Below are 20,619 nucleotides of genomic sequence, written 5' to 3' on the forward strand. Positions count from 1 at the left end.
CGCGCGCCGCGGAGCCTTCTTCCCCAGGCTGCGCGCCACCACGGCACGCCGGATCCCCCGGGCGGGGTGAGTCCGAGGCGTCGGGGGCCGGCGCGTCCGCGCCCCGGGGTGGTCTCACCCGCGTGGGGTGATGCCGCCCGGTCAGGGCCTCCCGACGATGGTCGTGGCGACAGGCCCGACGATGGTCGTGGCGACGGTCGCGGCACCGGGCCGGGCCGGTCGGGCGAGCGCCGGGCCGACCGGGCCACCCGAGGGAGGGACCGACCATGGGCGAGCAGACCACCTCGCAGTACCAGGCCCCCACGGAGCCCCAGCGGGCGCGCGCGTGGGCGGCCGGCCTCATCACCTTCGCCGGCGTCATGATGATCATGATCGGCGCCTTCCACATCTTCACGGGGCTGGTCGCGCTCTTCGAGCGCACGTTCTACCTGACCACCCCGAACTACCTCATCACCGTCAACACCACGACGTGGGGGTGGATCCACATCGCCCTCGGCGTCGTCGTGCTCCTCGCCGGCATCGCCCTGCTCACCGGGCAGGAGTGGGCGCGCGTGGTCGCCGTGGTGCTCGCCGTGCTCAGCGCGATCGCCAACTTCACGTTCATCCCGTACTACCCCATCTGGTCGCTGACGATCATCGCGCTCGACACCTTCGTCATCTGGGCGCTGGTCTCGCACGGCGACGAGTACACGAGCACCGACTGACCCCCGCGCTCGCCGGCCACCGCCCCACGCGTCCAGGGCGGCGGCTGCCCCCGCGCCCGCCGCGTGGCCGGTCGCCGGTCGTCCGGCGCCGTCCCGATAGGCTGAGGACCGAGCGCGAGTGGCGTAACTGGCAGCCGCGCCAGGTTTAGGTCCTGGTGCCTTCGGGCGTAGGGGTTCGAGTCCCCTCTCGCGCACCACCCCGGCGCGCCGGCCGCGCCCTCCCGCGGCCGCGCACCGTCACGTCGCGTGCCGGCCCATGAAGCCGTCGAGCGTGAGGTCGAGCCCGTAGTCGAACTCGCCGGCGTCGTCGAGCTCGCCGAGCAGCGGCCCCACCTCCGCGAGGTACGGCAGGATCCTCCCCACCTCCACGGACGACTCCTCCGACTCCGGCCGGCCTGCGGCCGGACCCTCCCCCGCCCGGAAGTAGCCGTTGATCTCCACCTGGGCCGTGCCGAGGGAGTACGCCGCGAGCGCCCGGTAGGCGCGGGCCGTGTCCCGCGGACCCACGCCGGCGCGCCGCAGCGCCCGAAAGCCCGCGTTGATGAACGCCAGCGCCGCGAGGGTGCGGGGCGGGTACTCGGCGATGAGCGGGAGCGCATGGGGATGCGCGAGGAGCACCCGGCGCACCCCCCGCATCAGCACGCGCAGCGTCTCGCGGGGCCCGCCGGCGTCCTCCGGCGCGTCGATCTGGGCGTAGATCGCCTGCGCCACCCCGTCCAGCAGCGCGGCCCGATCGGGGAAGTACGAGTACAGCGTCATCGTCGAGACACCCAGCTCCGCGGCGAGCTTGCGCATGCTCAGCCCCTCGATCCCGTCGGCGTCGATGAGCGCAAGCGCCCGCTGCGCGACGGCGTCCTCGCTCAGCCCGGTCCTCTTCGCCACGTCCCCTCCTCGAACCACTTGACGTCAATGTACAGCGTACGGTTCACTTCGGACACTGTACAGAACGGTCTGGCGGGGGGCGACCGGTGCCCTGCGTCACACCGCTCGTCCCGGCGGCGGAGCCGCCTCTACGCCTCACGGCGGAGACGCCGCGGGGAAGATCCGCCTCGCTGCCGAGCCGCCCCACCCCTGCCCGGCCCTAGTTTTGCGACGGCGCCCGCCCCTCCTGACGGGCGCCCCCCAGACCTCCGGACATCACCCCCTGCGAAGAAAGAAGCCCTCCATGACCGAGACCCTGCTCACCGAGACGCCGGCGACGTCGCACGACGTCGCCGCCCGCGTCGTCCACGCCCGCAAGGAGTACGGCACCGGTGACTCCAGCGTCGTCGCGCTCGACGGCGTCAGCGTCACCTTCGCCGCCGGCGCCTTCACCGCCATCATGGGCCCCTCCGGCTCGGGCAAGTCCACCCTCATGCACTGCCTCGCCGGCCTGGACACCCTCAGCTCCGGCCAGGCCTTCATCGGCGGCACCGACCTGGCCACCCTCTCCGACGCCGAGCGCACCGTGCTGCGCCGGGACCGCCTGGGCTTCGTCTTCCAGGCCTTCAACCTGCTGCCCACCCTGACCGCCGCGGAGAACATCACCCTCCCGGCCGACCTCGCCGGCCGCAAGCTCGACAAGGCCTGGGTGGACACCGTCGTGTCCACCCTCAAGCTCGGCGACCGGCTGGGCCACCGCCCCTCGCAGCTCTCCGGCGGTCAGCAGCAGCGCGTCGCCGTCGCCCGCGCCCTCGTCTCCCGGCCCGAGGTGGTCTTCGGCGACGAGCCGACCGGCGCCCTGGACTCCAAGACCGGCACCGAGCTGCTGAAGTTCCTGCGAAGCGCCGTCGACGAGCTGCGCCAGACGGTCGTCATGGTCACCCACGACCCGGTCGCCGCCTCCTACGCCGACCGCGTGATCTTCCTGGTCGACGGCGCCGTCGTCGAGGAGCTTGCCGCCCCCACCCGCGACGACGTGCTCGAGACCATGAAGCGGCTGGGTGACTGACGATGTTCAAGGTCTCCCTGCGCAGCCTCCTCGCGCACAAGCTGCGCCTGCTCCTCACCGTCCTGAGCGTGACGGTCGGCGTCGCCTTCGTCTCGGGCACCTTCGTGCTCTCCGACACGATGAGCAAGGCGTTCGACGAGCTCTACACCGGCCTGACCAAGGGCACCGACGTCGCGGTGCGCGCCAAGGCCGCCTACACCGACATCACCACCCAGGGGCAGCTCCGCCCCCTCGACGACGACCTCCTCGACACCGTCGCCGACGTGCCCGGTGTGGCCGCGGTCGAGGGCAGCCTCACCGGCTTCGCCCTCGTCCTCGACAAGGACGGCGAGCCGATCCAGCCCGGCGGCGCCCCCACCCTCGGCGCCAACGCCCCGGCGAACCCGCTGCTCATGGGCAGCTTCTCCTACCGCTCCGGCGCGGCGCCCACCACCGCGGACGAGGTGGCGCTCGACGCCGCGACGGCCGAGAAGGCGGGCTTCGCCGTCGGCGACGACGTCACGATCATCCTCGAGGGCGGCCCGAGGACCTTCACCCTCGCGGGCATCACCGGGTTCGGCGAGACCGACAGCCTGGCCGGGGCGACGATGGCCTCCTTCGAGATGGCCACCGCCCAGGAGCTGCTCGGCAAGACCGGCAAGGTCGACCAGATCAACATCGCCGCCGCCGACGGCGTCGATCCCGACGACCTGCGCGCCGACGTCGCGGCCGTCCTGCCCGCCGGGACCGAGGCGCTGACCGGCGAGAAGCTCGCCGAGGAAGGCTCCGCCGCCGTCCGCGAGGGCCTGGGCGTGTTCACGAAGGTGCTCCTCGCCTTCGCCGGGGTCTCCCTCCTCGTCGGCTCGTTCGTCATCTGGAACACCTTCAACGTCATCGTCGCCCAGCGCCGCCGCGAGGTCGCGCTGCTGCGGGCCGTCGGCGCCAAGCGGAGCCAGGTGCTCGGCGGGCTGATCGTCGAGGCCGGCGTCATCGGCCTCGTCTCCTCCGGGCTGGGCCTGGCGGCCGGCGTCGGCCTCGCCGTCGGCATCCGCGAGCTGCTCGCCTTCGTGGGCATCGAGGTGCCGACCACCTCGGCGGCCGTCGAGCCGCGCACCATCATCGCCTCGCTCCTTGTCGGCGTCGTCGTCACCGTGATCGCCGCGGTGGTCCCGTCCCTGTCGGCCACCCGCGTCGCCCCGGTGGAGGCGCTGCGCGAGGCCCTGCCCACGGCCAGCAGCATCGGCACGGTGCGCCGCGTGGTCGGCGTCGTGCTGCTCCTCGCCGGGTTCGGCGGCCTCGTCGCCGCCGCGGCCGTGCGCGACCAGCCGATGCTCACCGCCGTCGCCGCCCTGGCCGCGTTCGCCGGCCTGGTCGCCGCCGGGCCGCTGCTCGCCCGCGGCATGGCGGGCCTGGCGGGCCACGGCCGGCAGGGCGGCGGGTGGCGCCTGGCCGCCCGCAACATCGCCCGCGCCCCGCAGCGGGCGGCGGCCACCGCCCTGGCGCTGACCATCGGGCTGACCGTGGTCTCCGCCGTCGCCGTGACGGCGGAGTCGGCCAAGGACTCCATCGAGGGCATGGTCGGGGGCGGCATGCGCTCGGACCTCATCCTCCAGCCGCTCGGCCAGGGCAGCGGCATCAGCCCCGAGGTGGTCGACGTGCTGCGCGAGCAGGACGACGTCGAGACCGTGGTGGAGCTGCGCTACTCCGGCGCCCGGGTGGAGGACGCCAACACCTTCGTGGCGGGCGTGCCCGCCGCGGGCGTCGAGGAGGTCGCCGACCTGGGCATCGCCGATGGCTCGCTCGCCGACTTCCGCCCCGGGACCATGCTGCTCGGCGTCGACCAGGCCAAGGCCTTCGGCCTCGCGCCCGGCGATCCCATCACGGTGACATTCCCCGAGACCGGCGCCGTCGATCTCACCGTGGCCGCCACCTTCGAGGCCGACGACCTCGTGGGGTCCGCCTACGTGCTCGAGCTCAGCGACTACGCCGCGAACGTCACCTCGCGGCTCGCCGCCTCGATCCTCGTCGCCACCACCGGCGACGGGAAGGAGTCGGTCGAGGACGCACTGAGCGGGTACCCGAACGTGGTGGTCAAGGACGCGGCCGACCTCACCGCGGACGCCCGCGCCCAGATCGACCAGATGCTCGGGATCATCACCGCGCTGCTCCTGCTCGCGGTCATCGTCGCCGTGCTCGGCATCGTGAACACGCTCATCCTCTCGGTGGTCGAGCGGACCCGGGAGCTGGGCCTCATGCGGGCGGTGGGTGCCACCAAGCGCCAGGTGCGTGCGGTGGTGCGCCGCGAGTCCGTGCTCATGGCCCTGCTCGGCGCCGTCACCGGCGTCGCCCTGGGCACTGCCGCCGGCGTCGCCCTGGCCCGGTCGCTGAGCGACTCGGGGATCACCTCGCTGAGCGTGCCCGTCCCCACGCTGGCGGTGTACCTCGTCGTGGCGGCCATCGTGGGCGTGCTCGCCGCGGTGGGTCCGGCGCGCCGGGCCAGCAAGGTCGACGTGCTGCGCGCGATCACCGTCGAGTAGCACCCCGCACGGCGACGACGGCGGGCCCGCACACGGGTGCCGCCGTCGTCGTCGTGCAGGACGACGACGGCCGCCCTCGGCCCGCGAGGCGACGTCGCGCCGGCCGCCGCGGCGCGATAGAAACAGGGGGTGAGCGAAATCGCGAGCGGCGACCTCGGCCCCTGGCTGTCGCCCGACGACCTGGCCATGGTGCGCCGCAAGGTGCCCATCCTCTATATCGACGCGCTGCCGGTGCGGGTGGACTCCCACGGCGACCTCGAGGAGATCGGGCTGCTGCTGCGCGCGACCGCGGCCGGCACGATCTCCCGCGCCCTGGTCTCCGGGCGGGTGCTGTTCCACGAGACGATCCGCGAGGCGCTGGCGCGCCACTTGGAGAAGGACCTCGGCCCGATGGCGCTGCCCCGGCTGCCGGTCTCACCGGTGCCCTACGCCGTCGGGGAGTACTTCCCCACGCCAGGCAGCCCGTTCTACGACCCGCGCCAGCACGCCGTCTCGCTCGCCTACGTCGTCCCGGTGGTCGGGGACTGCCGGCCCAGCCACGACACCCTCGAGCTGACCTGGCTGACGCCCGCCGAGGCGCTCACGCCCGAGGTCATCGGGGACCTGAGCGAAGGACACGCGAGCCTGCTGCGGCAGGCCCTGGCCCACCTGGGGAGGTTGCGCTGATGGAGACCGATCCGGAGCCCGTGGCCGACAGCGCCACCAACCCGTGGCGGTGGTTCGCGATCGACGTGGTGTGCGTGCTCGTCTTCGCGCTCGTCGGGATGCTCTCGCACGGCTCGCCGCTGTCCGGCTACCCCGGCACGGCGTGGCCCTTCGTCGTCGGGCTGGTGGTGGCGTGGATCATCCCCGGCACCCGGGACGTCCCGACCATCCTGTGGCCCACCGGGGTCGTGGTCTGGGCCGTGACCACGGTGGTGGGCCTGGCCCTGCGGTGGGCCACCGGCGGCGGGGTGTCCGGCGCCTTCCCGGTGGTCACCGCCGTCGTGCTGGCCATCCTCCTCATCGGCTGGCGGGTGGTGCCCACGGTCCTCCAGCGCCGGCACGAGCGGCGCGCGCACTACCTCTGAGCCGCCCGGGCGACGGGCCCGCGGACCACCCGGTCCGCGGGCCCGCCTCGCCTTCAGGCCAGCGCGGCGACGACGTGCGGGGCCAGCGCCCGGAACGCCTGGCCGCGGTGGCTGATGGCGTTCTTCTCCTCGGCGCTGAGCTCGGCCGCGGAGCGCGTCTCCCCGGCGGGCTGCAGGATCGGGTCGTACCCGAAGCCGCCGGAGCCGCGCGGCGCGGTCAGCAGCACCCCGGGCATGAGCCCCTCTTCGACGACCTCGAGGCCCGCCGGCGTCACGAGCGCCGCCGCGCAGGCGAAGTGGGCGCCGCGGTGGCGGGCGGGCACGTCGGCGAGCTGAGCGAGGAGCAGCTCGAGGTTGCCCCGGTCGTCGCCGTGCCGGCCGGACCACCGGGCGGAGAACACCCCCGGGGCCCCGCCGAGGACGTCCACGCACAGCCCCGAGTCGTCGGCGACCGCGGGCAGCCCGGTCGCGGCGGCCAGCGCCCGGGCCTTGATGAGCGCGTTCTCGGCGAAGGTCACCCCGTCCTCGACCGGCTCGGCGGCCCCGAGGTCCTTCGCCCCGACGACCGCGTCGGGGTCGAGCCCGGGCAGCTGCGGGGCGAGGATGTCGCGCAGCTCGCGCACCTTGTGGAGGTTGTGGGTGGCCAGCACCAGCCGGGTGCCCGCGGGGGCCGGCGTCACGGGAGGCGCTCCAGCGGCCGGGCGAGGGCGTCGGCCTGGACCTGGCGCAGCTGGGCGGTGCCGGCGACGGCGAGGTCCAGCAGCGCATCGAGCTCGCCACGGTCGAAGGGCGCGCCCTCCGCGGTGCCCTGCACCTCGACGAAGTGCCCCGAGCCGGTGACGACGACGTTCATGTCCGTCTCGGCGCGCACGTCCTCCTCGTAGGGCAGGTCCAGCACCGGCCGGCCGTCGATGATGCCGACGGACACCGCCGCGACCGAGTCGGTGAGCACCGGCGCGGACGCCTTGCGGGTGATGAGGCCCTTGGCGGTGCCCCAGGCGACGGCGTCGGCGAGCGCGACGTAGGCCCCGGTGATGGCGGCGGTGCGGGTGCCGCCGTCGGCCTGGAGCACGTCGCAGTCCAGGACGATGGTGTTCTCCCCCAGGGCCGAGACGTCGATGATGGCGCGCAGCGAGCGCCCGATGAGCCGGGAGATCTCGTGCGTGCGCCCTCCCACGCGGCCCTTGACCGACTCGCGCTGGCTGCGGGTGGAGGTGGCGCGCGGCAGCATCGCGTACTCGGCGGTGACCCAGCCCTGGCCCGAGCCCTGCCGCCAGCGCGGCACGCCCTCGGTGAAGGAGGCCGCGCACAGCACGCGGGTGCGCCCGAACTCCACGAGCACGCTGCCCTCGGCGGCGTCCAGCCAGCCGCGGGTGATACGGACCTCGCGCAGCTGGTCGGGCCGGCGCCCGTCGGCGCGCAGCGTGGTGGCGGTCGGTGGGGTCTGAGAGCTCATGGCACCGAGGCTACCCGGACCCTCCGACACCCCCGGCGGCGCGTTGTTCTTTAGGGCCCCTATCTATTAGGCTCCCTAACGATGTCTGAGCCCCAACCTGACGAGCTGCTGCGCCTCGCGGACCAGTTCCGCGCCGTGCTGCGCGACGCCGCCTTCCTCATGCGCTCGCTCGACGTCGACAGCGGCGTGTCATCCTCGCACCTGACGATGCTCAACCTGCTCGCCGCGGGCCCCCAGCGGGTCAACGTCGTGGCGCGCCACCTCGGGATCAAGGTGCCCAGCGCGACGGAGCAGATCATCCGTCTCGAGAAGGCGGGCCACGTCCACCGCTCCCCCGACCCCTCGGACGCGCGGGCGGTGCTGGTGCGCCTGAGCGCCGCCGGCGACGAGGTACGGGCGCGGGAGAACCGCCGGCGCAACGAGGCGCTGGCCGTCGAGCTCGGCCGGCTTCCGGCGGCCGACCGGGACGCCATCGCGGCGGCCCTGCGGGCGCTCGAGCGGTTCGACGTCTCCCTGGGACAGAGCCTGCGGGCAGGACCCGGTCGCGAGCGGACGACAGAGGCAGGAACGACCGAGAGATGAAGGACGGCACGGTGGGAACCCTGAACGGCACGGAGGTCGACGACCAGGCGGCGAGGTCGGTCGTCGAGACGCGGACCGCGGCCGGCGCGAACGCGACCGGCACGAACGCGACCGGCACGATCGGCGAGCAGGAGAAGGCCTCGCTGCGCAGGCAGCCCAAGGCGGTGTGGGCGACGGCGCTGGCCGCCGCCTTCGCCTTCATGGGGATCGGCCTGGTCGACCCGATCCTGCCGGCGATCGCGGCGAACCTCGACGCCAGCCCCAGCCAGGTGTCCCTGCTGTTCACGAGCTACTTCACGGTGAACGCCTTCGCGATGCTCCTCACCGGGTTCGTCTCCACCCGCATCGGCGGCAAGCGGACGCTGCTGGTCGGGCTGGCCGTCATCGTGGTCTTCGCGACCCTGGCCGGGACGTCCGACCACGTCAACGCCCTCGTCGGCTTCCGCGCCGGCTGGGGACTGGGCAACGCGCTGTTCGTCGCCACCGCGCTGGCCGTGATCGTCGGGGTGGCCAGCGGCGGCGCCTCGACGGCGATCATCCTCTACGAGGCCGCGATCGGCGTGGGCATGGCGCTCGGCCCGCTGCTCGGCGCCCTGCTGGGCGGGTGGCAGTGGCGCGCCCCGTTCTTCGGCACCGCCACGCTCATGGCCGCGGCATTCATTGCCCTCCTCGCCCTGCTCCCCACGATGCCGGCGCCGGCGAGGCGGACCCGGTTGCGCGACCCGCTGCTGGCTCTCGGGCACAGGGGGCTGCGCACCGTCGCGGGCAGCGCGATCTTCTACAACTACGGCTTCTTCACGATCCTCGCCTTCACCCCGTTCGTGCTCGGCATGGACGCCTACGGCATCGGCGCGGTGTTCGTGGGCTGGGGCGTCATGGTGGCGATCTTCTCGGTGATCGTCGCCCCGCGGCTCCAGTCACGCCTCGGCACGGTGCGCACCCTCGCCGCGGTCCTCGTGCTCCTCGCGCTGGTCATGGTCGGGTACGCGGCCGCGGCCGGCCGGTCGGTCGGGGTCGTCGTCGCCCTGACCATCTTCTCCGGGGCGCTGCTCGGCGTGAACAACACGCTGTACACCGAGCTCGCCATGTCCGTCTCCGACGCCCCGCGGCCCGTGGCGTCGGCCGGGTACAACTTCATGCGGTGGCTCGGCGGCGCCGTCGCGCCCTTCGCCGCCACCAAGATCGGCGAGGTGTTCGGCGCGCCGGTCACCTACCTGGTCACCGCGGTCCTCGTGCTGGTGGGGACGGCGATCGTGCTCGGCGGCCGGCGCTACCTCAGCGCGCACGCGCCCGCGCCGCTGAGCTAGTCGCTCGGCTCGATCTCGACGGGCGTTCACGACGACGGCGCCACCTCCGCGACCGGAGGTGGCGCCGTCGGGCACGTCGCGTCAGGCACGTGGCGCGCCCCCGGGGCTCACCCGGTGTTCTGCAGGCCGGCGGCGACGCCCTTGAGGGTGAGCAGCAGCAGCCGCTGCTGGTCCTCGACCTCGGTCTCGCTCAGCTCGCGCGAGGAGTCGCGCAGCACCCGCAGGGCGCGCAGCTGCAGCAGGGACAGCGCGTCGACGTAGGGGTTGCGCAGCTGGACGGCGCGGCCGAGCACCCGGTGCCCCTCGAGCAGCCGGACGTGGTCGGTGATGGCCAGCACCCACTTCGTCGTCAGGTCGAGCTCGGCGAGGACCTGCTCGGCCAGGTCGGGCCGGTCCCCCAGCTCGAGGTAGCTGCGGGCGATGCGCGGGTCGGTCTTGGCCAGCGACATCTCGACGTTGTCGATCATCGTGCCGAAGAGGGGCCATTCGGCGTAGGCGGTGCGCAGCAGGTCGAGGTCGTCGACCTCCTCCAGCGCCGAGCCGAGCCCGTACCAGCCGGTGAGGTTGATCCGGGCCTGGGTCCAGGCGAAGTTCCACGGGATGGCCCGCAGGTCCTCCAGCGACTCCACGCTCAGCCCGCGGCGGGACGGGCGCGAGCCGATGGCGAGCAGCCCGATCTCCTCCTGCGGGGTGACCTCGGCGAACCACGGGGCGAAGCCGTCGGCGTGGATGAGCGAGAAGAACCGCTCGCGGGAGGTGGCGTCGAGGTGCTCGGCCAGCCCGGCGTAGCGGCGGGCCGCCTCGGCGTTGCGCCGCTCGGTCGACGGCGCCGAGGCCATGAGGGTCGCCGCCGCGACCTGCTCGATGTGCCGGACGGCGATGTCGGGGTTGCCGTAGCGGGCGTTGATGACCTCGCCCTGCTCGGTGACCTTGAACCGCAGGTCCACCGAGTGCGGCGGCTGGGCGAGGATCGCGCGGTTGGCCGGGCCGCCGCCGCGGCCCAGCGCCCCGCCGCGTCCGTGGAACTGGGTGAGGCGGATGTCGTTGGCCTCGGCCCACTCCGCGATGCGCTGCTGCGCCTCGTACAGGGCCAGGGTCGCGGAGACCGGGCCGACGTCCTTGGCGGAGTCGGAGTAGCCGAGCATGATCTCGACCTTCCGGCCGGTCTGCTCCAGCCGGCGCTGCACCCAGGGCAGGCCGAGCATCTCGTCGAGGATGCGCGGGGCGGCCTGGAGGTCCTCGAAGGTCTCGAACAGCGGGATGACGTCGAGCACGGGTGCCTGCCCGGGGCCGAGCGCCCGCTCGGCGAGGGTGTAGACGTCGGCGAGGTGCTGCGCGGACTTGGTGAAGGAGACGATGTACCGCCGGCACGCCTCGACGCCGTGGCGGGCCTGGACGGCCGCGATGGCCCGGAAGGTCTCGAGGACCTCCTCGGGCGGGACCGCCGGGGCGGTCACCGAGGCCGGGTCGTCCAGCCACGCCAGGGTCTGCGCGTGCACCTTGGAGTGCTGGCGTACCTCCAGCTCGGACAGGTTGAAGCCGAAGGTCTCCACCCGCCAGATGAGCTCCTGGAGGTTGCCGTAGGCGGCCCGGGTGGCCCCGGCGGCCGCCAGCGAGTCCTGGACGACGCCGAGGTCGGCGCGCAGGTCGTCGGCGCCGGCGTAGGCGAGGTCGGCGTCGCGGCGGCGGGTGGCGGCGACGCGCTCGGCGACGACGAGGAGCACCTGGCGGTGGGTCTCGCCCGGTGAGTGCGCGGCGGCCTGGGCGGCGAGCTCCGGGGAGAGCTGGCGCTGGCGGGCCCACAAGGCGGTGAGATCGGCGCTGGGCGGGGTGAACCGGTCGTCCAGGGTCAGCTCGAGCGCCACCTCGCGGGCCACCCGCTCGAGTGCAGTGAGGATCCGGTCGGAGGCCTGCGCGGCGGCCTGGCGGGTGATGGTGGCGGTGACGTTGGGGTTGCCGTCCCGGTCCCCGCCGATCCAGGTGCCCAGGCGCGCGAACGCCGGGGCCAGGGGCGCGCGGCGGCCGCGGTCCTCCCCCAGCAGCCAGTCGTCCAGGCGGCGGTAGACCCGGGTGAACACGTCGAAGAGCGAGGTGTCGAAGACCGCCAGCGAGGTGCGCACCTCGTCCAGCGGGGACGGGTTGGACGGGCGCAGCTGGGCGGTGCGCCACAGGTTGTCGATCTCGGCCAGCAGCTGACGACGGTTCTCCTCCAGCGCGCCCGGCCCCCAGCGCGGGTCGTCGCGCTCGGACATCAGCTCGGTGATGCGCCGGATGCTGCTCGCCACGGCGTTGCGCCGCGCCTCCGTCGGGTGGGCGGTGAGGACGGGGTGGAACCGCAGGCCCGCCAGGCGGCGCCGGGCCTCCTCCTCGCCGACCTCGGCGGCCAGGTGGGTCAGCGCGGCGGCCACCGAGTCCGACGGGCGCTGCTCGGTCAGCGACACCTCGCCCTCGCGGGCCCGCAGCGTGCGCACCCGGTGCAGCTCCTCGGCGAGGTTGGTCAGGTGGAAGTAGCACGTGAAGGCGCGGGCGACCTCCTCGGCCCGCTCGGTGGTGAAGGACTCCACGACCTCCGCGGCCGCGGCGAGCTGCTCGCCGCCGGGCTCCTCGAGGGCCGCGATGGCCAGCGCCCGGAGCCTCTCGACGTCCTCGTACAGCCCGGGGCGGCCGTACTCCCGCAGCACCTCGCCCAGCAGACCCCCGAGCAGGCGCACGTCCCGGCGCATCGCCTCGGGTATCTCGTGCCGGGCGGCCCCACGGGAGCTCTCGGCGGCCGGCGCGGAGGGCGCGGGTGCGGACGTGGGGTCAACCTCGCTCATGCCCGCCAGGCTACCCACGCCCGGCCGGCCCCGGTCGGCCGGGCCGGCGGCTGGACCGGGGCGGCGGTCCGCGTCGGCGCCGCCCCACGGCCGTCCCGGCGACCGGCCGGGGAGGCGTCGCGGCGTCGTCGACCAGGACGCCCGCGCTCCGCGCCCGACCCGGGCAGGACCGCGGTTTCCCCCGGATCGCCGGGGCGCCGTGCCCTGGACGGCCCGAGGATCCCCGGGCCGAGGAGGCCGCCCTGGTCCGGGCCGCGCCGGGCGTCGGCCACGACACGTCGCGGTCGCGCGTGCGGGGTGGAGTGTGATGCGTCCCTCGTCGACGCCCGGGGTGTGAGCCCGGGCAGGGCCTACAGGGTCCAGGTGGCGCCGGGCGCGGCGAGGTCGACCGGCCCGGCGTAGACCTCGTGCGCCTCGGCGCGCACGACGTCGGGGTCGGTCCAGGGCTGCAGGTGGGTGAGGACCAGGCGCCGGACCCCCGCCGCGGCGGCGACCTCACCGGCGCGCCGGCCGGTGAGGTGGATGCCGCGCACGGTGTCGCGCCCCTCCTGGAACGCGGCCTCGCTGAGCAGCAGGTCGGCGCCGCGGGCCAGGTCGACGACGCCCTCGCAGGAGTCGGTGTCGCCGGTGTAGGCGAGGGCCACCTCGCCCGGGCCGCGGTCGCTCGGCCCGGTGACCCGGATGCCGTAGGCGGGCACGGGGTGGCGTACGGGGAAGACCTGCAGGCGCATCGGCCCGACCTGGACCGCCCGGCCCGGGTCGTGCTCGAGGAAGGTGAACTCGCCGGCGTAGTCCTCGGCGGCGTCGTCCCCGCCCACGGCACGCACCCGCTCGAGCGCGCCGGCGGGGGCGTGCACGGCCAGCGGGGCGAGGGCGCCGTCGGGGTGCCAGCGGCGGTAGACCTGCATGCCGATGATGTCGACCATGTGGTCGGCGTGCAGGTGCGACAGCGCGAGCACGTCGACGTCGGCGGGGTCGATGTGGTTCATCAGGGCGCCCATGGCGCCGGGGCCGAGGTCGAGCACCACGGACCAGGTGCGGGTGCGGCCGTCGGCGCCGCGGCCGTCGGCCTGCACGAGGTAGCACGACGCCGCGGACGCGGGCCCGGACATCGAGCCCGAGCAGCCGACGACCGTGAGCCTCACCGCACGCCCTCCAACTGGTCGGCCGGCTGGACGGCGGCGACCTCCGGGCCGAGGAAGCGGCGCGCCAGCCGGGCGAAGGAGCCGGGGTCCCCGGTGGCGAGGAAGCGGTGCTCGGGCGGGCCGGCGTCGACGTCGCGGGCCAGGTCGTGGGCCACCAGGGTGCGGTAGACGTCCTTGGCGGTCTCCTCCGCGGAGGAGACGAGCGTGACGTCCTCGCCCATGACGTAGCTGATGACGCCGGTCAGCAGCGGGTAGTGGGTGCAGCCGAGGACGAGGGTGTCCACGCCGGCGTCGCGCACCGGCGCGAGGTACTCCTCGGCGGCGCGCAGCACCTCGGGGCCGGAGGTGACCCCGCGCTCGACGAACTCCACGAACTTCGGCGCCGCGGCCATGGTCAGCTGCAGCTGCGGGGCGGCGGCGAAGGCGTCGCGGTAGGCGCCGGAGTCGATGGTGGCGCGGGTGCCGATGACACCGACCTTGTTGGTGCGGGTGGCGGCGACGGCGCGGCGCACGGCCGGCCGGATGACCTCGACGACCGGCACGCCCGCGTCGATGGCGTACCGCTCGCGGGCGTCGGCCAGCACCGCGGCGGAGGCGGAGTTGCAGGCGATGACGAGCATCTTCACGCCGGAGAGGACGAGGCGGTCCATGACCTCCAGCGCCAGCGCCCGCACCTGGGCGATGGGCTTGGGCCCGTACGGGGTGTTGGCCGTGTCGCCGATGTAGAGGATCGACTCACCGGGCAGCTGGTCGATCACCGCGCGGGCGACGGTCAGGCCGCCCACTCCGGAGTCGAATATCCCGATAGGTGAATCGTCCACAGCGCCCGAGCCTAGTGCGGGCGCCGACGCCGCCGCATCGAGTCCAGGAGTGACTCCTGCCACCATGTCAAGGCGGCGTACATGGTCGCCAGGGCGTCGGTGACCTCTTCGTCGTCGGTGCGCTCGCGCCGGCGCAGCCGCCCGGGTCGGCGGGCGCGGGTGTAGACCTCCTCGGCGTCGTCCTCGTCCTCGATGCCGAGGCGGGAGGCGAGCACGAGCCGCACGTCGGTCAGGGCCGCGAGCCAGGCGCCCTCCTGCCCGGTGCGCACGACGACGGCGTCCTGCGGGCCGGTCGGCACGCACAGCTCGCGCCACACCGTCTCCAGCCGCGAGACCTTCCCGGTGCGCAGCGCGTCCTCGGTCAGCGACCGCAGCTCGGCGGACAGGGCGGGGTCGTCGTGGCTCATCGGCGGCAGCAGCCGGGCCAGGGCGGGGTCCTTCGGGGCGTCGGGGGCGTCGTCGCCGGCGGGGTCGAAGTCGAGCGCGGCGAGCACGGCGTCGTCCCCGGTGAGGCGGCTGCCCTGGGCGTAGAGCAGGTCGGGCAGCGGCGAGCCGGGCCGGGCCGGGGCGCCCGAGCCGGCCTCCGTCAGGCGGGTGCCGAGCAGCTCGGCGGTGTCGGCGACCAGCCGCGCGACGACGGTGCGCTCGGCGGGCTCGAGCCGGGCGGCGTGGCCGCCGGGGACCGGGACGAAGGCGTGCACCTACTGCCCCTCCTGGTCGAGGGTGGCCCACAGGCCGTAGGAGTGCATCGCCTGCACGTCCACCTCCATCTGCTCGCGGGCGCCGTGGGAGACCACCGCCCGGCCCTGGGTGTGCACCTGCATCATCAGCCGGGTCGCGGTGGGCTCGTCGTAGCCGAAGTAGGTCTGGAAGACGAACGTCACGTAGCTCATGAGGTTCACCGGGTCGTCCCAGACGATCGTGCGCCAGGCCCGGTCCGGCACCGCCGCCGGGGACGACGACGTCGCCTCCTGCTCGGCCGGGGCGGAGACGGTGCCGGGTCGGGGCAGCACGGCGGGGGCGGGACTCACGTCCTCCACTGTAGGGAGTCGGCTCGGCCGGGCGTACCACCGCGCCGCGCGCCGGCGCCGGCCGCGTCCGTGCACGGGGCGTTCGCGCCGCGGCCGCGTCTGCGCGCCGCCCGCGCGCGCCACTACCGTGGGCCCATGCCACCTGCCAGCACCGCGCTGCTCACCGACATGTACGAGCTGACCATGATCGAGGGCGCCATGCGCTCGGGCACCGCCCAGCGGCGCAGCGTGTTCGAGGTGTTCACCCGCCGCCTGCCCGGCGGGCGCCGCTACGGCGTGGTCGCCGGCACCGCCCGGGTGCTCGACGCGGTCGAGGCGTTCCGGTTCGGGCCCGCCGAGCTCGACTACCTCGCCGGGGCGCGCATCGTCGGCGACGAGACGCTGGACTTCCTGCGCGAGTACCGCTTCCGCGGCTCGATCCTCGGCTACGGCGAGGGCGAGTGCTACTTCCCGGGCTCGCCGATCCTCACGGTCCAGGGCACCTTCGCCGACGCCGTCATCCTCGAGACCGTCATCCTGTCCATCCTCAACCACGACAGCGCCGTCGCCGCCGCGGCCTCCCGGATGACGACCGCCGCGCACGGCCGGCCATGCCTGGAGATGGGCGCACGCCGCACCCACGAGTGGGCGGCGGTGGGCGCGGCCCGGGCCGCCGTCGTCGGCGGGTTCGTCGGCACGTCCGTGCTCGAGGGCGGCCGGTCCTACGGGATCCGCGCCATCGGCACCGCGGCGCACTCCTTCACCCTCGTGCACGACGACGAGGAGGCGGCCTTCGCCGCCCAGGTCGCCACCATGGGGCCGGGCACCACGCTGCTGGTGGACACCTACGACGTGCCCCGCGGCGTCGAGCGGGCGGTGGCCGCGGCCCGCGCCGCCGGCGGCGAGCTCGGCGCGGTGCGCCTGGACTCCGGCGACCTCGTCGCGCAGGCGTTCACCGTGCGCCAGCAGCTCGACGACCTCGGCGCGCCGAGCACCAGGATCACCGTCACCTCCGACCTCGACGAGTTCGCCATCGCGGCGCTGGGCGCCGCCCCCGTCGACTCCTACGGGGTGGGCACCAGGCTCGTCACCGGCTCGGGCCACCCCACCGCGGAGCTGGTCTACAAGCTCGTCGCCCGCGAGGACGCCACGGGCCGGATGGAGGAGGTCGCCAAGGCCTCGGCGGCCAAGGCCTCCGTCGGCGGCCTCAAGATGGCCGGTCGGATGCGCGACGGTGAGGGCCGCGCCGTCGAGGAGCTCGTCGTCGCCTGCGGGAGCGTCGAGCAGGGGCTCGCCGAGCTCGAGCGCGTCGGCGCCCGGCCGCTGCAGGTGCCGCTGGTGCGCGACGGGCAGATCGTCGAGGAGCACCGAGGCCCGGACGCGCTGGCCGCGGCGCAGCGCCGCCACCTCGCCTCGCGCGCCGAGCTGCCCTACGACGCCTGGCGGCTGAGCGAGGGCGAGCCGGGCATCCCGACCCGGATGATCGACCTCGAGAAGGCGGACGAGCCGGAGTTCATGGTCTGACTCCCACCGCCCGGCTGCCGCTGGCGCCGACCGCCCCGCGGCCCCTGGCCGACCGCCCCGCGGCCCCTGGCCGACGGCCCGGCCGCCCGGCGGCCCGGCGCCGATCGCCCCGCGGCGTCGCCTGGGCGGACCGCGCAACGACGACGGCGCGGCCTCCCACGTGGGAGGCCGCGCCGTCGTCCGCTCGGGTCAGACCCGTGTCTTGCCGCGGTTGACCAGGGTCATGATCAGCGAGATCACCACGAGGGCGATACCGATCCAGATGAGCACCTTCGCCGCCGAGACCGCGACGCCGAGGATGAGCATGACGACGCCGACGATGATGAGGATGAGCCAGAGGGACATGTGGTCCTCCTTCGCTGAGCAGACCGGCACCGTGCCGGCCAGGACGTGTTTCGCCTGCTCAGAGGGTGGCAGCGCTCGGGCCGGTGCGCATCCGGAAGGGTCTTGACCGTCGTTCGAGGTCCGTGCTAGCGGTACCGTCCGCTCACCGGTTTCCTGCCGACTCGGACGCGGGTGGCCCCGGTCAGGGCCGGCGAGGTGAGGGTCGGCGAGGGCGTCGGCGGCTCAGCTGCGGCCGACGAACCACTTGCGCAACAGGCTGATGCGCGCCTCGATCTCCTCGGTGCGCGCCAGCGCCACCTCCGGCCCGCCGCATCGGCTGCGCAGCTCGGTGTGCACCACCCCGTGCGGCTTGCCCGAGCGTCGCGACCACGCCGAGACCAGGGAGTTGAGCTCCTTGCGCGCGGCGGCGCGGCGACGGTGGTCGTCCACCCCGGCGTTCTGGTGCCGGGCGGCCTGCGCCTTGGCCTGCCGCTTCTGCGCCTTGACCTGCTCGGCCTGGCGGGCGCGCAGCAGCGCGGTCACCTGTTCGGGGTCGAGCAGCCCGGGCAGGCCCAGGTACTCCTGCTCCTCGACGGAGCCCACCTCCGCGCCGGTGCCGAACTCGCCGCCGTCGAAGAGGACCTTGTCGAAGGTCGCCTGGGCCTCGAGCGCCTCGAAGCCGGGCAGGGTGAGCTCGCCGGAGGCCTTCTCCTCCCGGTTGGCCGCGGCGACCAGGGCGTCCTCGGGCATGAAGAACGTGCCCTTCTCCTCGGCGGTCTTCACCCGGTCGAGGGCGTGGTCGCGCTCCACCTCGAGCTCGTTGGCCAGGCCGAGCAGGTGGGCGACGGAGGGCAGGAACACCGAGGCCGTCTCGCCCCGGCGGCGGGCCCGCACGAACCGGCCCACGGCCTGGGCGAAGAACAGCGGGGTGGCCGTCGCGGTGGCGTAGACGCCGACGGCGAGGCGTGGGACGTCGACGCCCTCGGAGACCATGCGCACCGCCACCATCCACCGCTGCTCCCCGGCGGCGAAGTCCTCGATGCGCTGGTTGGCGCCCTCGTCGTCGGACAGGACGACGACGGCGGGCTCGCCGGTGATGGAGCGCAGCGTCTTGGCGTAGGCGCGCGCGGCGTTCTGGTCGGTGGCGATGACCAGCCCGCCGGCGTCGGGCACGGAGCGGCGCACCTCGCTCAGGCGCTGGTCGGCGGCGGAGAGGACGGCGGGGATCCACTCGCCCTTGGGGTCCAGCGCGGTGCGCCAGGCCTGGTTCATCATGTCCTTGGTCAGCGGCTCGCCGAGCTGGGCGGCGACCTCGTCGCCGGCGCGGGTGCGCCAGCGCATCTGGCCGGAGTAGCTGAGGAAGATGACCGGGCGCACGACGCCGTCGCGCAGGGCGTCGCCGTAGCCATAGGAGTAGTCGGCCTTGGAGCGGCGGATGCCGTCGCCGTCGCGCTCGTACTCGACGAACGGGATGGCGGCGGTGTCCGAGCGGAACGGGGTGCCCGTCAGCGACAGCCGGCGCCGGGCCGGCTCGAACGCCTCCCGCACGGCGTCGCCCCAGCTCAGGGCGTCCCCGCCGTGGTGGACCTCGTCGAGGATGACGAGCGTGGGCTCGGCGGTGGTGCGGTTGTGGTGCAGGGCGGGGTTGGCGGCCACCTGGGCGTAGGTGAGCGCGACGCCGTCGAAGCTGGCGCCGTGCCGGCCCTGGGCGTTCTTGAAGTTCGGGTCGATCTGGATCCCGACCCGGGCGGCGGCGTCGGCCCACTGGGTCTTGAGGTGCTCGGTGGGGCACACCACCGTCACGCGCCGCACGATCCCCCGGGCCAAGAGCTCGGTGGCGATGCGCAGCGCGAAGGTCGTCTTGCCGGCGCCGGGGGTGGCGACGGCGAGGAAGTCCCGGGGCTCGTTGTCCAGGTAGAGCTGGAGGGCCTCGGCCTGCCAGGCGCGCAGGCGCGACGCCGTCCCCCAGGCCGCGCGCGCCGGGAAGGCGGGCGAGAGCTGCTCGGCCGCGGCCGTGGAGACGACCGTGGGACCGGTGGGGGGCGTCGACGTCCTGCGCTGGTGCGGGGCGCTCACTCCCCGCTTCCCGAGGAGGCGTTGTCACGGCCACGGCCGCGACCGAAGGGCCAGCCGCGGCCCTTGCCTCCCTCGCCCCCGCCGGGGTTCATGCCCTCGTAGATGGCCTTGCACGTGGGGCAGACCGGGTACTTCTTGGGGTCGCGCCCCGGCGTCCAGACCTTCCCGCACAGCGCGACGACGGGCTGCCCGGTCACGGCCGACGCGGTGATCTTGTCCTTGCGCACATAGTGGGCGTAGCGCTCCTCGTCCCCCGGGGAGACCTGCTCGCGCAGCTCCTCGCGCTCGAGCACACCGGTCCCGGCGGCCGGCTGCGTGGACGGCGAGGCGGGCTGGGGGCCGGTGGGCTGGTCGGGGGTCGTCGAACTCATGGCAGTCAGTCTAAGCACGCCCGCCCTGCTGACGTCCGTGTGTCGTGGGGCGTGTGGCGCGCCCCTCGGCCGGCGCGCGTCGGACCCTCCGCCGGCCGGCCGGCTCACAGCCCCTGCCAGGCGGGCTTGCCCGCGAAGACCTCGCGGTAGTAGGCGCCCAGCTGCAGGCGGGAGGCGGCGGCGTCGTCGACGAGGACGGTGGCGTGCGGGTGGTGCTGCATGATCGTCGCCGGCCACATGGCGCTGACCGGGCCCTCGACGAGGTGGTGCACGGCCTCGGCCTTGCCGGCGCCGGTGGCGACGAGGACGAGGTGGCGCGCGGACATGATCGTCGCCAGGCCCTGGGTGAGGCAGTGGCGCGGCACCCGGCCGACGTCGCCACCAAAGAAGCGGGCGTTGTCCGCGCGGGTCTGGGTGGTCAGGGTCTTGAGGCGGGTGCGCGAGGCCAGCGAGGAGCCCGGCTCGTTGAACCCGATGTGCCCGTCGGTGCCGATGCCCAGCAGCTGCAGGTCGACCCCGCCGGCGGCGGCGATGGTGGCCTCGTAGGCAGCGCATGCGGCGGGCAGGTCGTCGGCGGTGCCGTCCGGGCCGTGGACGGCGCCGGGGGCGATGTCGACCCGCGCGGCGAAGTCGCGGTCGATGACGTTGCGGTAGCGCTCGGGGTGGTCGGCGGGCAGGCCCACGTACTCGTCGAGCATGAACGCCCGGGCCCGGGCGAAGGAGAGGCGTCCGGCGGCGCAGCGGCGGGCGAGCTCGTCGTAGACCGCCTGGGGGCTGGACCCCGTGGCCAGGCCGAGGACGGCTTCCGGCTTGGCGGCCAGCAGCCCCTCGACGGCGTCGGCGACCAGCGCCGCGATGACCCCGGGGGGCTCGATGACGACCTCCACGCCTGCCTCCTCCTCGTCCGTTGATCCCTGTCCCGCTCGACGGCCCGGTCCCGCGGTCCCCCGCCCCGCTCGCACGCCTG

At 74.6% G+C, this 20,619-nt stretch carries 20 protein-coding genes and 1 tRNA gene; 9 read left to right on the top strand and 12 right to left on the bottom strand.

Annotated elements, in window-relative coordinates:
• Positions 1-266: 266 nt before the first annotated feature.
• Together GD880_RS01270 and GD880_RS01275 are read left to right on the top strand one after the other, a co-directional pair.
• The gene (locus GD880_RS01270) at positions 267-704 is read left to right on the top strand and encodes a DUF7144 family membrane protein (RefSeq protein ID WP_152229808.1); all 438 of its coding nucleotides are present in this window, start codon (positions 267-269) and stop codon (positions 702-704) included.
• Positions 705-816: 112 nt separating this feature from the next.
• A tRNA-Leu gene (locus GD880_RS01275) sits at positions 817-901 on the top strand.
• Between the two features lie 40 nt (positions 902-941).
• On the opposite strand, the gene GD880_RS01280 is transcribed toward GD880_RS01275, so the two are convergent.
• Positions 942-1,586: a TetR/AcrR family transcriptional regulator gene (locus tag GD880_RS01280; protein WP_193314306.1), complete on the bottom strand. Its 645-nt coding sequence runs from the start codon at positions 1,584-1,586 to the stop codon at positions 942-944.
• A gap of 283 nt (positions 1,587-1,869) precedes the next feature.
• Between GD880_RS01280 and GD880_RS01285 the strand changes: the two genes are divergently transcribed.
• From GD880_RS01285 to GD880_RS01300, 4 genes are all read left to right on the top strand, one after another.
• A complete protein-coding gene (locus tag GD880_RS01285; protein WP_152229810.1) occupies positions 1,870-2,634 on the top strand; it encodes an ABC transporter ATP-binding protein in 765 nt (254 codons plus the stop codon).
• Between the two features lie 2 nt (positions 2,635-2,636).
• On the top strand, positions 2,637-5,150 hold the full coding sequence (locus GD880_RS01290) for an ABC transporter permease (protein ID WP_152229811.1): 2,514 nt from the start codon (positions 2,637-2,639) through the stop codon (positions 5,148-5,150).
• 129 nt (positions 5,151-5,279) lie between these two features.
• Positions 5,280-5,816, top strand: a complete 537-nt coding sequence (locus GD880_RS01295) for an NUDIX hydrolase family protein (RefSeq protein ID WP_152229812.1) — start codon at positions 5,280-5,282, stop codon at positions 5,814-5,816.
• The gene (locus tag GD880_RS01300; RefSeq protein ID WP_152229813.1) at positions 5,816-6,220 is read left to right on the top strand and encodes a DUF3054 domain-containing protein; all 405 of its coding nucleotides are present in this window, start codon (positions 5,816-5,818) and stop codon (positions 6,218-6,220) included. The genes GD880_RS01295 and GD880_RS01300 overlap by 1 nt, the downstream gene beginning before the upstream one ends.
• Before the next feature lie 53 nt (positions 6,221-6,273).
• Here the strand turns inward: GD880_RS01300 and rdgB are convergent, their stop codons facing one another.
• Complete coding sequence (gene rdgB / locus GD880_RS01305; protein WP_152229814.1) at positions 6,274-6,900, bottom strand: RdgB/HAM1 family non-canonical purine NTP pyrophosphatase; 627 nt, start codon at positions 6,898-6,900, stop codon at positions 6,274-6,276.
• A complete protein-coding gene (gene rph / locus GD880_RS01310) occupies positions 6,897-7,676 on the bottom strand; it encodes a ribonuclease PH (RefSeq protein WP_152229815.1) in 780 nt (259 codons plus the stop codon). The genes rdgB and rph overlap by 4 nt, the downstream gene beginning before the upstream one ends.
• Positions 7,677-7,757: 81 nt before the next feature.
• Between rph and GD880_RS01315 the strand changes: the two genes are divergently transcribed.
• Complete coding sequence (locus GD880_RS01315) at positions 7,758-8,258, top strand: MarR family winged helix-turn-helix transcriptional regulator (protein ID WP_152229816.1); 501 nt, start codon at positions 7,758-7,760, stop codon at positions 8,256-8,258.
• Positions 8,259-8,377: 119 nt separating this feature from the next.
• A complete protein-coding gene (locus GD880_RS01320) occupies positions 8,378-9,565 on the top strand; it encodes an MFS transporter (RefSeq protein ID WP_405002719.1) in 1,188 nt (395 codons plus the stop codon).
• Positions 9,566-9,672: 107 nt separating this feature from the next.
• On the opposite strand, the gene GD880_RS01325 is transcribed toward GD880_RS01320, so the two are convergent.
• The 5 genes from GD880_RS01325 to clpS all read right to left on the bottom strand — a co-directional run bounded on the left by GD880_RS01325 (position 9,673) and on the right by clpS (position 15,378).
• Positions 9,673-12,381 (bottom strand): phosphoenolpyruvate carboxylase, encoded by a 2,709-nt coding sequence (locus GD880_RS01325; RefSeq protein ID WP_152229818.1) that lies wholly within the window; start codon positions 12,379-12,381, stop codon positions 9,673-9,675.
• A gap of 350 nt (positions 12,382-12,731) precedes the next feature.
• Positions 12,732-13,526 carry an MBL fold metallo-hydrolase gene (locus tag GD880_RS01330; RefSeq protein ID WP_152229819.1) on the bottom strand — a complete coding sequence of 265 codons (795 nt, stop codon included), beginning with the start codon at positions 13,524-13,526 and terminating at the stop codon, positions 12,732-12,734.
• Complete coding sequence (gene murI, locus GD880_RS01335) at positions 13,523-14,347, bottom strand: glutamate racemase (protein WP_152229820.1); 825 nt, start codon at positions 14,345-14,347, stop codon at positions 13,523-13,525. The genes GD880_RS01330 and murI overlap by 4 nt, the downstream gene beginning before the upstream one ends.
• A gap of 11 nt (positions 14,348-14,358) precedes the next feature.
• The gene (locus tag GD880_RS01340) at positions 14,359-15,048 is read right to left on the bottom strand and encodes a DUF2017 family protein (RefSeq protein ID WP_152229821.1); all 690 of its coding nucleotides are present in this window, start codon (positions 15,046-15,048) and stop codon (positions 14,359-14,361) included.
• A complete protein-coding gene (gene clpS / locus GD880_RS01345) occupies positions 15,049-15,378 on the bottom strand; it encodes an ATP-dependent Clp protease adapter ClpS (protein ID WP_152229822.1) in 330 nt (109 codons plus the stop codon). It lies immediately after the preceding gene.
• Between the two features lie 135 nt (positions 15,379-15,513).
• Here clpS and GD880_RS01350 point away from each other — a divergent pair, with 135 nt between their 5' ends.
• Entirely contained in the window at positions 15,514-16,881 is a 1,368-nt protein-coding gene (locus GD880_RS01350; protein ID WP_152229823.1) for a nicotinate phosphoribosyltransferase, read from the top strand.
• A 189-nt stretch (positions 16,882-17,070) separates the two neighbouring features.
• Here the strand turns inward: GD880_RS01350 and GD880_RS20175 are convergent, their stop codons facing one another.
• The 4 genes from GD880_RS20175 to nagB all read right to left on the bottom strand — a co-directional run bounded on the left by GD880_RS20175 (position 17,071) and on the right by nagB (position 20,539).
• Positions 17,071-17,226, bottom strand: coding sequence for a hypothetical protein (locus GD880_RS20175; protein ID WP_193314307.1), 156 nt, complete (start codon positions 17,224-17,226; stop codon positions 17,071-17,073).
• Between the two features lie 222 nt (positions 17,227-17,448).
• Positions 17,449-19,281 (bottom strand): DEAD/DEAH box helicase, encoded by a 1,833-nt coding sequence (locus tag GD880_RS01355; RefSeq protein WP_152229824.1) that lies wholly within the window; start codon positions 19,279-19,281, stop codon positions 17,449-17,451.
• Positions 19,278-19,652 carry a DUF3039 domain-containing protein gene (locus tag GD880_RS01360; protein ID WP_152229825.1) on the bottom strand — a complete coding sequence of 125 codons (375 nt, stop codon included), beginning with the start codon at positions 19,650-19,652 and terminating at the stop codon, positions 19,278-19,280. Before GD880_RS01360 ends, GD880_RS01355 begins: the two co-directional genes overlap by 4 nt.
• A 104-nt stretch (positions 19,653-19,756) precedes the next feature.
• A complete protein-coding gene (nagB, locus tag GD880_RS01365) occupies positions 19,757-20,539 on the bottom strand; it encodes a glucosamine-6-phosphate deaminase (RefSeq protein WP_152229826.1) in 783 nt (260 codons plus the stop codon).
• Positions 20,540-20,619 lie beyond the last annotated feature (80 nt).

Source organism: Georgenia ruanii, from assembly GCF_009193175.1.
GTDB classification, from domain to species: Bacteria; Actinomycetota; Actinomycetes; order Actinomycetales; family Actinomycetaceae; genus Georgenia; species Georgenia ruanii.